Annotated in this window: 11 protein-coding genes; 6 read left to right on the forward strand and 5 right to left on the reverse strand. The window is 60.5% G+C overall.

What is annotated here, in order from left to right; all coding sequences use genetic code 11:
* Window positions 1-34: 34 nt before the first annotated feature.
* From rsmA to NMB39_RS02700, 4 genes are read right to left on the reverse strand one after another with little or no spacing between them, the layout of a single operon-like run.
* Window positions 35-847: a 16S rRNA (adenine(1518)-N(6)/adenine(1519)-N(6))-dimethyltransferase RsmA gene (rsmA, locus tag NMB39_RS02685; protein ID WP_043049711.1), complete on the reverse strand. Its 813-nt coding sequence runs from the start codon at window positions 845-847 to the stop codon at window positions 35-37.
* Entirely contained in the window at window positions 844-1,833 is a 990-nt protein-coding gene (gene pdxA / locus NMB39_RS02690; protein ID WP_057022946.1) for a 4-hydroxythreonine-4-phosphate dehydrogenase PdxA, read from the reverse strand. The genes rsmA and pdxA overlap by 4 nt, the downstream gene beginning before the upstream one ends.
* On the reverse strand, window positions 1,830-3,164 hold the full coding sequence (locus NMB39_RS02695; protein ID WP_138233671.1) for a peptidylprolyl isomerase: 1,335 nt from the start codon (window positions 3,162-3,164) through the stop codon (window positions 1,830-1,832). The genes pdxA and NMB39_RS02695 overlap by 4 nt, the downstream gene beginning before the upstream one ends.
* Complete coding sequence (locus NMB39_RS02700) at window positions 3,145-5,946, reverse strand: LPS-assembly protein LptD (protein ID WP_057022948.1); 2,802 nt, start codon at window positions 5,944-5,946, stop codon at window positions 3,145-3,147. Before NMB39_RS02700 ends, NMB39_RS02695 begins: the two co-directional genes overlap by 20 nt.
* Before the next feature lie 130 nt (window positions 5,947-6,076).
* Here NMB39_RS02700 and NMB39_RS02705 point away from each other — a divergent pair, with 130 nt between their 5' ends.
* The 3 genes from NMB39_RS02705 to NMB39_RS02715 are packed head-to-tail and all read left to right on the forward strand — an operon-like array spanning window position 6,077 to window position 8,542.
* On the forward strand, window positions 6,077-7,102 hold the full coding sequence (locus tag NMB39_RS02705; RefSeq protein ID WP_367236750.1) for an aminoglycoside phosphotransferase family protein: 1,026 nt from the start codon (window positions 6,077-6,079) through the stop codon (window positions 7,100-7,102).
* Window positions 7,099-7,773 carry an N-acetylmuramate alpha-1-phosphate uridylyltransferase MurU gene (murU, locus tag NMB39_RS02710; protein ID WP_057022950.1) on the forward strand — a complete coding sequence of 225 codons (675 nt, stop codon included), beginning with the start codon at window positions 7,099-7,101 and terminating at the stop codon, window positions 7,771-7,773. Before NMB39_RS02705 ends, murU begins: the two co-directional genes overlap by 4 nt.
* 1 nt (window position 7,774) lies before the next feature.
* On the forward strand, window positions 7,775-8,542 hold the full coding sequence (locus NMB39_RS02715; RefSeq protein ID WP_046069787.1) for a TerB family tellurite resistance protein: 768 nt from the start codon (window positions 7,775-7,777) through the stop codon (window positions 8,540-8,542).
* A gap of 145 nt (window positions 8,543-8,687) precedes the next feature.
* Here the strand turns inward: NMB39_RS02715 and NMB39_RS02720 are convergent, their stop codons facing one another.
* Window positions 8,688-9,662, reverse strand: coding sequence for an alpha/beta hydrolase family protein (locus NMB39_RS02720; RefSeq protein ID WP_057022952.1), 975 nt, complete (start codon window positions 9,660-9,662; stop codon window positions 8,688-8,690).
* A gap of 227 nt (window positions 9,663-9,889) precedes the next feature.
* Here NMB39_RS02720 and NMB39_RS02725 point away from each other — a divergent pair, with 227 nt between their 5' ends.
* The 3 genes from NMB39_RS02725 to NMB39_RS02735 all read left to right on the forward strand — a co-directional run bounded on the left by NMB39_RS02725 (window position 9,890) and on the right by NMB39_RS02735 (window position 12,611).
* Entirely contained in the window at window positions 9,890-11,038 is a 1,149-nt protein-coding gene (locus NMB39_RS02725) for an iron-containing alcohol dehydrogenase (protein ID WP_043051160.1), read from the forward strand.
* Window positions 11,039-11,121: 83 nt separating this feature from the next.
* The gene (gene rpe, locus NMB39_RS02730) at window positions 11,122-11,796 is read left to right on the forward strand and encodes a ribulose-phosphate 3-epimerase (RefSeq protein ID WP_046069785.1); all 675 of its coding nucleotides are present in this window, start codon (window positions 11,122-11,124) and stop codon (window positions 11,794-11,796) included.
* Window positions 11,793-12,611, forward strand: a complete 819-nt coding sequence (locus NMB39_RS02735; protein WP_494339639.1) for a phosphoglycolate phosphatase — start codon at window positions 11,793-11,795, stop codon at window positions 12,609-12,611. Before rpe ends, NMB39_RS02735 begins: the two co-directional genes overlap by 4 nt.
* Window positions 12,612-12,679: the final 68 nt, after the last annotated feature.

Genomic DNA, 12,679 nt, shown 5'->3' on the forward strand with positions numbered 1-12,679 from the left:
CCCTCCCACATTTGGATCATGTTGTCCTTTTGTCTTATTCCGCCGTCGGAGCAGGCTGGATAGCCAGCTGGTCGGCCAGGCGTACAAATGCGGCCAGGTCCAACTGCTCGGGGCGCAGGCTGCCATCGACGCCGGCGGCCTCGATTTCAGCGGTGCTCAGCAGGGCCTTGAGGGTATTGCGCAGGGTCTTGCGACGTTGGTTGAACGCTTCGCGTACCACCCGTTCCAGCAATTTATGGTCCTTGGCCGGATGTGGCAGCACGGCGTGAGGCACCAGGCGCACGATGGCCGAGTCGACCTTGGGCGGCGGGTTGAACGCGCCAGGACCCACGTTGAACAGGTGCTCCACACGACAATGGTACTGGACCATGATCGACAACCGGCCCCAATCGCCGCCGCCAGGCCCGGCAGCCAGGCGTTCCACCACTTCTTTTTGCAGCATGAAGTGCATGTCGCGGATGATCCCGGCGTTGTTCAGCAGGTGGAAAATCAGCGGCGTGGAGATGTTGTATGGCAGGTTACCCACTACCCGCAGGCTATTGGGCGCGGCGTTGAGGCTGTTGAAATCGAACTTCAGTGCGTCGCCCTGGTGCAGGTTGAAGTTGGGCTTGCCGGCGAACTGCTGGTTGAGGATCGGGATCAGGTCCTTGTCCAGCTCTACCACGTCCAGTTGCCCGCCACTGGCGAGTAAGCCCTGGGTCAGCGCGCCCTGGCCCGGGCCGATTTCCAGCAGGCGGTCCTCGGGTTTGGCATGGATGGAGCGCAGGATGCGGTCGATCACGCCAGCGTCGTGCAGGAAGTTCTGCCCGAAGCGCTTGCGCGCCCGGTGTTGGTAATGCTCAGTCATATACGGGTCTCGGCCATCTGATAGGCGGTTTCCAGGGCCACGTGCAGGCTGCCGGTATCGATCTTGCCGCTGCCCGCCAGGTCCAGGGCGGTGCCATGGTCGACGGAGGTGCGGATGATCGGCAGGCCCAGCGTCACGTTGACTGCGGCGCCGAAGCCTTTGTATTTCAGCACGGGCAGCCCCTGGTCATGGTACATCGCCAGCACTGCGTCGCAGTGCTCCAGATATTTGGGGGTAAACAGAGTGTCTGCGGGCAGTGGACCGCGCAGGTCCATGCCTTCTTGGCGCAGGCGCTCTAATGTCGGTTCAATGATGTCGATTTCTTCATGGCCCAAGTGACCGCCCTCACCGGCGTGGGGGTTGAGCCCGCAGACCAGGATACGCGGTTGGGCAATGCCGAATTTCTGTTGCAGGTCGGCGTGCAGGATGCGCGTGACACGCTCGAGGCGCTCGGCGGTAATGGCGTCGGCGATTTCACGCAGCGGCAGATGAGTCGTCACCAAGGCGACGCGCAGGCCGTGGGTGGCGAGCATCATGACTACTTGAGCGGTGTGGGTCAGCTCGGCGAGGAATTCGGTATGGCCGGAGAAGGCGATGCCGGATTCGTTAATCACGCCTTTGTGTACCGGAGCGGTGATCATGCCGGCGAAGTCACCGTCGATACAGCCTTGGCCCGCACGGGTCAGGGTTTCCAGCACAAACGCCGCATTGGCCTTGTCCAGTTGCCCGGCAACAACCTTGGCGTGCAGCGGGGTATCCCACACATACAGGCTGCCTGCAGGCGCCGGCAGGTCAGGCCAGTTGCCCGGCGCTACGTCCAGCAGGGTGACAGCCACACCCAGTTGCGCGGCCCGCTCGAGGAGCAGGTCGCGGCTGGTGATGGCAATCAGGGGGTGTGGCTGGAGTTGCGAGGCAAGCAACAGGCAAAGGTCTGGACCAATGCCTGCCGGCTCGCCGGGTGTCACCGCGAAACGCTGGGGTTTCACTGGGTGGCCTGGTCGGTGCCTGTTTGCTCGGCGCCTGGCAGCTTGTTTTCTACATAAGCTTCGTCACGGATCTGACGCAGCCAGGTTTGCAGCTCTTCGTCGTACTTGCGGTTACGCAGTACGGTCAGGGCTTGCTGCTCGCGGGCCTGGTTGGTGTTGTCCGTGGCGCGACGGCCAAGGACTTCCAGCACATGCCAGCCGTATTGGGTCTTGAACGGTTTGGACAACACGCCTTGCGGGGTGTCGGCCATGACCTGTTGGAACTCTGGTACCAGGGCTTTTGGGTCGATCCAGTTCAAGTCGCCGCCGTTGAGGGCAGAACCTGGATCTTCCGAGAAACTTTTGGCCAGGGTGGCGAAGTCTTCACCGTTTTCGATGCGGTCGTAGATCTTCTGCGCCAGTTCCTTGGTTTGTGCCTCGGTGCGGATTTCGCTTGGTTTAACCAGGATATGACGAACATGTACTTCGTCTTTCAGCGAGGTCTCGCCGCCGCGCTTGCCCAGCAGCTTGAGGATAATGAAACCGCCTGGCGTACGTGCCGGTTGGGTGATGTCACCCACGTTCATGGCGCTCAGTTCACGGTCGAACGGAGGTGGCAGTTGCGCGGCCTTACGCCAGCCCATGTCACCGCCGTCCAGCGCGTTATCGCTGCCGGAGACGGCGATCGCGGTCTGGGCAAAGTCAGCACCGGCCTTCAGACGGTCGTATACCGCTTGAGTCTTGGCGGCTGCGGCGTTGAGTTGCTCGGCGCTGGCGCTGTCTGGCGTCGGGATCAGGATATTGGCCAGGTGCAGTTCTTCGGAGAGCTGCATCTTGCCAAGGTCCGAGGCCAGGAAGTTCTTCACTTCCTGTTCGGACACCTGGACTCGTTCGGCCACGCGGCGCTGGCGCACACGGCTGATGATCATCTCGCGCTTGATTTGCTCACGGGCGTCCTCATAGGACAACCCGTCGTGAGCCAGGGCGGCGCGGAACTGATCGATGCTCATGTTGTTGCGTTGAGCGATGGTGCCGACGGCCTGGTTCAGTTCTTCATCCGAGATTCGGATACCGGAGCGTTCGCCGATCTGCAATTGCAGGTTTTCGACGATCAGACGCTCCAGCACCTGGGGTTCCAGGACACTGGTCGGTGGCACGCCACCGCCACGCTTGGCGATGGTTTGCTGTACTTCCTTGACCCGTTGGTCCAACTGGCTCTGCATGATCACGTCGTTGTCGACGATGGCCGCTACTTTATCCAGCTGTTGGACCGCGGCGTGTGCCGTCACAGTACCCAGGAACAGCGCGCCCAGCACTAGCGGGCGCAAACACTCAGAAAGCTTTGTCTTCACGTTCACGATAACCTTCAATGCCTTTGTCGAGGAAGCTCTCTACCTTGGCGCCGGTCAGGCCGCCGAGTCCTTTAAGGACGATCTGGAGGAAGAGCCCGTGGTCACCCTTTTCGTTCTGCGGGGCGATCTGGCTGTATTCGTCGTTGGAAACCCAGTAGCGGTTGATGACGCGCAGTTTCCAGCAGCAGTTGTCGTATTCGAAACCGCCGAAGGCTTCCAGGGTGCGGTTGCGGGCATAGTCATACTGCCAGCGGGTGATCAGGTTCCACTGCGGAACGATCGGCCACATCATCGAGAAGTCGTGTTGCTGGATTTTGTAGTAATCCTTCACGAAGTTTGGATCACCTTCCTGGCCGAAGTCACCACCAAACTGCCATTTGCCGGTCAGCTGGTTGTAGACCACTTGGTCGTTACGATAGCGGTAGCCGAGGTTGACCACCTTGTTCGGGTTGTCTTCCGGCTGGTAGTGGAACATTGCGCTGCCGGAGCGAGGGCTATGGCTATCGGTATCCCAGTTGTAGTCGGCAGTTGCGCGCCAGTCGCGGTTGAAGCGAAACTCGTATTCCAATGCGATTGGAGAAACATTGGAGTGCGCATCATCGCGCGTCTTGGCATCAACGCCTGGCAATTGAACTTCACGGTCCTTGAAGTACACCGCTTGACCGATGGATGCACGCTGACGTTCGAAGCCATTTTCTTCGATCCAACGGCTGGTAAGGCCGAAGGACAGCTTGTTCTCGTCACCGATGCGATCGGAACCGCTGAAGCGGTTATCGCGGAATAGCGAGGAGTAGCTGAAAGAGTTTTCGCTGGTGTCGAAGACCGGAATGTCACTTTGGTCTTTGTTCGGCACATAGAGGTAGAACGCGCGAGGTTCGAGTGTCTGGTTGTAGTCTTTGCCGAACCAATTGGTCGTGCGGTCGAAATACAGGCCGCTGTCGATGCTGGCGATAGGCACAGAGCGATCTTGCGAGCTGTTAAACGTCTGGCCGGCCAGGGCCATTTGGTCCTTGCCTTTACCATCTAGATCCAGGTCATATTTGGTATAGACGTACTTCAACTTCGGCGTGATAAAGCCGTAGCTCCAGTTCATCGGGTACGAGACGGCTGGCGCAACGTTGAGACGGGTACCGTTTGCACGGGTCAGACCTGTCACGTTTTCATCCAGGCGTCTCTCGCCGATGGTGCCATCCGCATTAAACGGGCCACCATCTTGGTCGCGAACTCTACCGCTGCGCAAGTCACGATCGAACCTTACTGCTTCGGTCTCATAAGAGAAGTTCAGCCCAGCTGGTTGAAACGGGAGGGTACCGTTAAATGTAATTTGCGGTAGTCGATCATACGGAGTGATCTGGGAAATCGTCGCCAATTGCATCGACTGGACATTCAGACGGGCCTGATAGGAGTCCCCGCGATAGGTCAAAGCACCTTGCTGATTCAGGAAGTCCTGGCTCTGAACGCCTTCCTGATAGGACTTCAAGTCCTGGAAGTAGAACGGATCGCTGATCTTGGTGTAATCAACCAGTGTCGACAAGCGTGAATCCAGCCCACCCCGATGCTGCCAATTGAGCATATAACGGGTTTTTTCGGAGTCGGTCTGCTTGCTTCGCTCGTCGTTGTCGTCGTTGAGATACGCCCCACCAAACTGCCCTTCACTGGACTTGGTCAGGTAGCGGAATTCGCCTTCCATCAACAAGCCGCGCTTGGTCATGTATTGCGGGTACAACGTAGCGTCATAGTTCGGCGCCAGGTTGAAGTAGTACGGCGTCACCAGGGTGAAGCCCGTCTCGCCACCGGTGCTGAAGCTCGGCGGCAGGAAGCCGGATTGACGACGGTCGTCGATCGGGAAGTAGATGTAAGGGGTGTACAGGATCGGGATGTTCTTGACCCGCAACGTCGCGTTGGTGGCTGTACCGAAACCGGTGGCCGGGTTCAACGTGATGTTGTTGCCCTTGAGCTGCCAGGCGTTGCTGTCTGGCTCGCAGGTGGTGTACGTACCGTCCTTGAGACGGATGATCGCGTTCTCGGCACGCTTGGCGTACAGCGCGTTACCGCGGATGCGTGACTTGTGCATCACGTATTCGGCGTTGTCGATCTGGGCGGCGCCGGTGTCCAGCTGCACTTCGGCATGGTCGCCGACGATCAGTGCGCCGTTGTCGCGCAGACGCACCTTGCCGTTCAGCTCGCCACGGTTCTCGGCCTGGTACAGGCTGGCTTCGTCCGACTCCAGCTGCATGCTGCCCTGGCGCATGACCACGTCACCGGCCAGGGTCGCAACCTGCTGCTCCTGCTCGTAACGAGAGGCCTTGGCGCCGATGAAGGTCGGCGCATCGCTCTTGTTCGTCTTGTCGTTCATGCCAGGACGAACAGGCTCGATGTAGGCACCACTGCAGTAAGGACCGGTTTCGGCCAGCTGCGCTGCGGTCAGCTTCTCGCGAGGCACCCAGTCCAGGTGGCTGTAGTCGGCGCTGCGCGAACGCAGGCCACGGCCCTTGGCTTCGGTGACCAGCATGGTCTTCGGCTCGGCGTCGACCTTGCCGCCGGCTTCGCCTTGCGGCGTGCCGTTGGCCGAGCTGACGGCGGAACCGTCATGTACCGGACGCGGCGGCAGCGGGGCGGCGGCGGTCTTCGGCGCACAATCCCAGGCACCCGAAGCGGAGACCGAGCAGTCATACTGCTCAGCGGCGACCACGTGTGAAGTGGCGAAAGGTTGCATGGCCAGCAGACTGCCGGTTACCAGCAACGGAAATTTTCTACGAAACGCGGGGGATTTCAATGCCATCTTATTAGTCCGGGCTTCCTGCGTGCCATCTGCCCGCGGTTTGGGCCGCACGCCTCTCGATGGTCTGAAAAAGATGCGTGATAATAAAGCATGCCCCGCTTGACGGCTAGCGCCGTCGGAGACCTCTGTAATGCCCGAGCAAGATCTACGTTTACAACAGCTGGAAGTCTGGCTGGATGAGCAGTTGCCAATCCTATTCAACGCTCAGGACTGGGGCGCCGTGCCCCCGGCCACATTGACCGCGGCCAGCAGTGACGCGAGTTTCAGGCGTTACTTCCGCTGGGAGGGCGGTGACCATACGTTCGTTGTCATGGACGCGCCACCTCCCCAGGAAAACTGCAAACCTTTCGTCGATATCGCGCATCTGCTGGCGAAATCGGGAATAAATGTGCCGAAAATTTATGCAGAAGATTTGCCCCGTGGCTTTCTTTTGCTTAATGACCTGGGCAGAAAAACCTATCTGGACGTGATTGACGGTGAAAACGCCGATCAGTTATTTGCCGATGCCATCGATGCGCTGCTGGCGTTTCAGCAACTGCCGATGGACCAGCCACTGCCCAGCTACGACATGGCCTTGTTGCGCCGCGAGCTGGAATTGTTCCCGGAGTGGTACGTACGCCGACACTTGGGAATCGACTTTGACACCGAGCAACAGGCCCTCTGGCAGCGTGTCAGCGAGCAGTTGATCGACAGTGCCCTGGCGCAGCCCAAGGTGCTGGTGCATCGCGACTATATGCCGCGCAACCTGATGATCAGCGAGCCCAGCCCTGGCGTGCTGGATTTCCAGGACGCGGTCTACGGCCCGGTAACCTACGACATTACCTGCCTGTTCAAGGACGCCTTCCTCAGCTGGCCCCAGGCCCGAGTGAGAGAATGGCAGCGTGGCTATTGGCAACGCGCCGGGCAGCTGGGGATTCCCGTACAGGATGACTTTGAAGATTTCCTGCGTGCCAGCGACCTGATGGGCGTGCAGCGCCACCTCAAGGTTATCGGCATCTTTTCGCGCATTTGCCACCGCGACGGTAAGCCACGCTACCTGGCGGACGTGCCGCGCTTCTTCGCTTATATAGACGCCGTGCTCGCCGACCGGCCTGAGTTGAGCGAACTGGGCGAGCTGCTTGCCAGCCTTCGCCAACCCGCCGAGGCGAGCGTATGAAGGCCATGATCCTGGCGGCGGGCAAAGGCGAGCGGATGCGTCCGCTCACGCTGCATACGCCCAAGCCGCTGGTGCAGGCCGGTGGCAAGCGCCTGATCGAATATCACCTGGAAGCGCTGACCAAGGCCGGCTTCACCGATATCGTGATCAACCACGCCTGGCTCGGTCAACAGATCGAGAGTTACCTGGGCGATGGTGCGCAGTTCGGCCTGCGCATCCGCTATTCACCGGAGGGCGAACCGCTGGAAACCGGCGGCGGGATTTTCCAGGCCCTCCCGTTACTGGGGGATGAGCCGTTCCTGGTGGTCAATGGCGATATCTGGACCGACTACGATTTCGCCCGGCTCAAGCAACCGCTCAAGGGCCTGGCGCATCTGGTGATGGTCGACAACCCGGCGCATCACCCCTCCGCAGGTGATTTCCGTCTGGATCATGGTGTGCTTCATGATGCGGCGCCCGGTGCCGATAACCTGACCTTCAGTGGCATATCAGTGCTAGACCCTCAATTGTTCGCGGGTTGCAGCGCGGGTGCCTTCAAGCTGGCCCCGCTGTTGCGGGCGGCCATGGCTAAAGGGCTGGTAACGGGAGAACACATGACAGGACGTTGGATTGATGTCGGCACGTTGGAGCGCCTGGCACAGGTCGAAACTCTGCTGACAGCGGGGCAGTAGGATGTTGTGGCCAGGGACGCTGATTGGCGCCGGGGCTGGCTTTGCCATTGCCAGTATCCCGGGGGCATTGTTGGGTGCATTGCTGGGGCAGGCATTGGATCGTCGCCTGCAGCTGCACAGTTGGGCGCAGTTGCGCGAACGCCTGGGCGGGCGGCCGGCATTGCGCAACGACGAATTGTTGTTTGTGCTGTTGGGGCGGCTGGCCAAGAGTAATGGACGGGTTGTCGATGGGCATATCCAGCAGGCGCGTCAGGAAATGCGTTCGTTGGACATGAGCGAGCCGGCCCAGCGCCGCGCCATCATGGCATTCAACCGTGGTAAATCCGGCAGTGTCCGTGTACGCAGCTACCTACGTGTACTCAAGGCCCAGCCCCATGCGGCGGAAGGCGTCTTGCGTGCTTGTTGGCGCATGGCCTGGGCGGACGGCCGGGCGGATGATGCCGAGCGCGACCTGATCGACCAGTGGGGCAAGTGGCTGGGCTGGACACCGCAACAACTCCAGGCGCTGGCAGTCGATTACGCGCCGGAGCGTAAGCCATTGGCGAGTCGTGGCGGGGCTTATCAGGAGGCGTTGCGGATTCTAGGCGTGACGGCAACTACCGAACCTTCAGTGATCAAGCGCGCCTACCGCCGCCTGCTCAGCCGTCACCATCCGGACAAGATCGCTGGCAGCGGTGCCAGCCCCGCGCAGGTACGGGAGGCGACGGAGCGCACCCGGGAGCTGCATAACGCCTATGCGTTGATTCGCGAGCGGCGGGATTTTCGCTGAGGCGATTGGCCTGAAAACCCCAGCTAATGTGGGAGGGGGCTTGCCCCCGATTGCGAGCTGTCAGCCAATGAATATGTTGACTGATACACCGCTATCGGGAGCAAGCCCCCTCCCACATTGGTCTATATTGATTTCGAATTTGTGATCAGTCGGCGCCGGCCTGCGGGCTCAGCCACCCACGAACCCGCCGATACAACTGTTCCTGCTCTGCTGCGCTATTGCCGGGCAAAGCCGTGAGTGATACCTGCTTATAGGCGTCATTTTTCGAGCGTTTGGCGGCCTGAATGCGTTCCTGGGCGTTTTTGCGTTCCTGGGCGCCATCTTGATAGAACACATCCGCCGTAGGCACTTTCAAGCTCGGCGCCAGTTGTTGCAGGTCTGGTTGACGGGCGGCGGGCGTCTTTCCGGCCACCATGACCAATTTCTGCACCTGCGAGGGCTGTTTCTCGCCCAGGTAACGTGCCGCCCACCAGGCGCCGGTGCCATGGCCGAGCAAGACCACGCTGCGGGCGCTCTGGGTCTGGGCAAAGGCGACGGCGGCATCGATACGGTCGAAGATGCGCTTGGCGTCGGTCTTGTCCTGTTCATCCGCGCCCGGTACCACCGCCGGGTCAGTACCTTCGGCCTCGGCGCTGGCGGCCTGTTCGACGGGTTTGGCCGCCGTGCTGCCCTCCTTGCTGCTGGTATCGACCGCAGCCTTGGGCGGCTCGATGACGCGTGGCGGCAGAGTGTCCACATTCACGTCCGGCAACGACAGGCTCAGGGTACCCCAGTGGGCGTCTGGTAACTTGCTCCGCAAGGGGGCGATGGCTTGCGGCCAGTCAGCGTTCTCTCCGGCCCCTGGCACAATAATCACCACACCTTCAGCTTCGGCACTGTTGGCAGGTTTCCAGAGTGCCAAAAACGAATCGCTGCCAGCCTGCAACTGTTGTTGTTCCTGTGGCGGCACCTGCCGTTCGAGCGCGCTGGCTTCTGCCTGGCTACGCTCGGGCAGGGGGTGGCGTTCAACCGGTTTTTCGTCTGCAGGCGCTGGCGCTTCGGCGGCCTGCACGGGCGGGGCGCTGGTCAATAGTAGCGATAGGCACAATGCTGACAGTGCCGAGTGGTGAGGAAAAAGCATCGTTAATTCCCGGCCAGAAGTGATTCCAGCAGCCTAATGGGTTGGTCGGTATTTGTCAGTGGCGTGAGGAGTGGTTTTCGCGTTCAACTCGTTATCGGCTGTTTGTAGTTTGCCTTGAAGGGTAGGGCGTCGTCTGAGCCCTCTGACCATTCAGCCAATGAATGGCAGACAACATCCTGTGGGCAGCTATTCTTGTGCCAGCCCAACATTAATAAGAGGCCGCGCACATGAGTACTTCCTCATTCAAGATCGCCCACAAACTGCTGACCGGCGCGGGCGCCATTGAACAACTGGCCGCTGAGCTCACGCGCCTGGATGTCGATAACCCGCTGATCGTCACCGATGCCGCGCTGGTCAAGTCCGGCACCGTAGCGTTGGCCCTGGAGCACCTGGGTGATCGCGCCTACGAAATTTTTGATCGTGTGCTGCCTGACCCGGAAATCGCCATCGTCGAAGACTGCATGCGTGCGTATCGCGAGGGTGGGCATGACGGTCTTATTGGCGTGGGCGGCGGCAGTGCCATTGATATTGCCAAGAGCGTGGCAGCCTATGCCGGCTACCACGGCGCGCTGGCGGACTTGTTCGGCGTCGACCAGGTGCCGCGTAAGGGCCCGCCGCTGATCGCCATCCCCACCACGGCCGGCACCGGCTCGGAAGTGACCAATGTGGCGATCCTCTCCGACAAGGCCGCACAGCTGAAAAAAGGCATCGTCAGCGACTACCTGCTGCCGGATGTGGCGCTGATCAGCCCGCAAATGACCCTGACCTGCCCGCGCAGCGTCACTGCCGCCAGTGGTGTGGATGCCTTGGTGCATGCCATCGAATCCTACCTGTCACTGAATGCCTCACCGATTACCGACGCCCTGGCCATCGGTGCGATCAAGTTGATTGCCCGCGCGCTGCCCAAGGCTTACGCCAACCCGGCCAATCTGCAGGCCCGTGACGACATGGCCACCGCCAGCCTCATGGCCGGCATGGCCTTTGGTAACGCTGGGGTCGGCGCCGTGCATGCGCTGGCGTATCCGCTGGGTGGGCGCTTCAATATCGCCCATGGTGTGAGCAATGCGCTGCTGCTGCCCTATGTGATGCATTGGAACAAATTGGCATGTGTTGAACGAATGCAGGATATTGCTCAGGCCATGGGTGTGAACGTGGCCGGTTTGAGTGTCAACGATGCTGCCGACCGTGCCGTGGAGGCCATGACGCGCTTGTGTGCCGCAGTGGAGATCCCGGCGGGGCTGCGCAGTTTCGGAGTGCCCGAGGATGCCATTGCGTCCATGGCCACGGAGGCGGCAGGTATCGAGCGCCTGATGCGCAATAATCCGCGTCAGCTCAGCGCGGCGGATATCGAGAAAATCTACCGAGCGGCTTATTAACCATTGAGATAGGTCACCGTGCGCGCAGCAAAGCATGAGGTATACAATGCGCGCCATCGTGATTTAGCTCAAAAAGGTGCGTCATGCAGCCCTTCGTCATCGCTCCATCGATTCTCTCCGCCGACTTCGCCCGCCTGGGTGAAGAAGTGGACAAAGTGTTGGCCGCCGGCGCCGACTTCGTGCACTTCGATGTCATGGACAATCACTACGTGCCCAACCTGACCATCGGCCCGATGGTCTGCGCCGCGCTGCGCAAGTACGGCATCACCGCACCGATCGACGCGCACCTGATGGTCAGCCCGGTGGACCGCATCATCGGCGACTTCGTTGAGGCCGGCGCGACCTACATCACCTTCCACCCGGAGGCATCGTTGCATGTCGACCGTACCCTGCAACTGATCCATGAAGGCGGCTGCAAGGCCGGTCTGGTGTTCAATCCGGCCACCCCGCTGAGCGTGCTTGAGTACGTGATGGACAAGGTCGACATGGTCTTGCTGATGAGCGTCAACCCAGGCTTCGGCGGACAGAAGTTCATCCCGGGCACCCTGAACAAGCTGCGCGAAGCTCGCGCACTGATCGATGCGTCCGGCCGCGATATCCGCCTGGAAATCGACGGTGGGGTTAACGTCAACAACATCCGTGAGATCGCTGCTGCTGGCGCTGATACCTTCGTGGCTGGCTCAGCAATCTTCAACGCCCCGGACTACCAGGCCGTCATCGACAAAATGCGCGCCGAACTGGCGCTGGCGCGTCCATGAGCGGCTTTGAGCAGTTGTTCCCCGGCAAACTGCCACGGCTGGTGATGTTCGATCTGGACGGTACCTTGATCGATTCGGTGCCCGACCTGGCGGCGGCGGTGGATGAGATGCTGCTCAAGCTGGGACGCAAGCCGGCGGGGGTCGAATCGGTGCGTGAATGGGTGGGCAACGGTGTGCAGATGCTGGTGCGCCGGGCCCTTGCCAACCATATCTACGCCGAAGGCGTGGATGACGTCGAGGCCGAACATGCCCTGGAGTTGTTCAATGTGGCCTATGAAAATGGCCATGAGCTCACCGTTGTCTACCCCGGTGTACGTGACACGCTCAAATGGTTGAGCAAGCAGGGTGTGGAAATGGCCTTGATCACCAACAAGCCGGAGCGTTTTGTCGCACCCTTGTTGGACCAGATGAAGATCGGTCGTTATTTCCGCTGGATCATCGGTGGCGACACCTTGCCGCAGAAGAAGCCTGACCCGGCTGCGCTGTTCTTCGTGATGAAAATGGCCAATATCCCCGCGTCCCAATCATTGTTTGTCGGCGATTCGCGCAGCGATGTGCTGGCGGCAAAGGCCGCCGGAGTCAAGTGCGTGGCCCTGAGCTACGGCTACAACCATGGGCGGCCGATTGCAGAAGAATCGCCGGCCCTGGTGATTGACGACCTGCGACTGTTAATCCCCGGTTGCCTGGAAGCGGGCGCTGAGATAACGTTGCCCGACATTGATCCGTCCCCTTCTGGAAACGTCATCGTGGTGGTCACTCGCAAACTCTGGATGAAAGTCATCAAGGCCCTGGCCCGCTGGCGTTGGCGCGCCTGACTGATCCTCGCCGCGCTGCGGCACGTTTGCCTACCTGACCGTTTGTCCCTCATGCCACGAGGCACCCC

The sequence above is a fragment of the Pseudomonas sp. FBCC-B545 genome (assembly GCF_059134095.1).

Excerpts from the sequence above, each read along its gene's own strand:
- NMB39_RS02720 (WP_057022952.1), bottom strand. The coding sequence starts at position 9,662 with ATGCTTTTTCCTCACCACTCGGCACTGTCAGCATTGTGCCTATCGCTA.
- NMB39_RS02715 (WP_046069787.1), top strand. The coding sequence starts at position 7,775 with ATGTTGTGGCCAGGGACGCTGATTGGCGCCGGGGCTGGCTTTGCCATT.
- NMB39_RS02705 (WP_367236750.1), top strand. The coding sequence starts at position 6,077 with ATGCCCGAGCAAGATCTACGTTTACAACAGCTGGAAGTCTGGCTGGAT.
- NMB39_RS02735 (WP_494339639.1), top strand. The coding sequence starts at position 11,793 with ATGAGCGGCTTTGAGCAGTTGTTCCCCGGCAAACTGCCACGGCTGGTG.
- rpe (WP_046069785.1), top strand. The coding sequence starts at position 11,122 with ATGCAGCCCTTCGTCATCGCTCCATCGATTCTCTCCGCCGACTTCGCC.
- rsmA (WP_043049711.1), bottom strand. The coding sequence starts at position 847 with ATGACTGAGCATTACCAACACCGGGCGCGCAAGCGCTTCGGGCAGAAC.
- NMB39_RS02725 (WP_043051160.1), top strand. The coding sequence starts at position 9,890 with ATGAGTACTTCCTCATTCAAGATCGCCCACAAACTGCTGACCGGCGCG.
- NMB39_RS02700 (WP_057022948.1), bottom strand. The coding sequence starts at position 5,946 with ATGGCATTGAAATCCCCCGCGTTTCGTAGAAAATTTCCGTTGCTGGTA.
- murU (WP_057022950.1), top strand. The coding sequence starts at position 7,099 with ATGAAGGCCATGATCCTGGCGGCGGGCAAAGGCGAGCGGATGCGTCCG.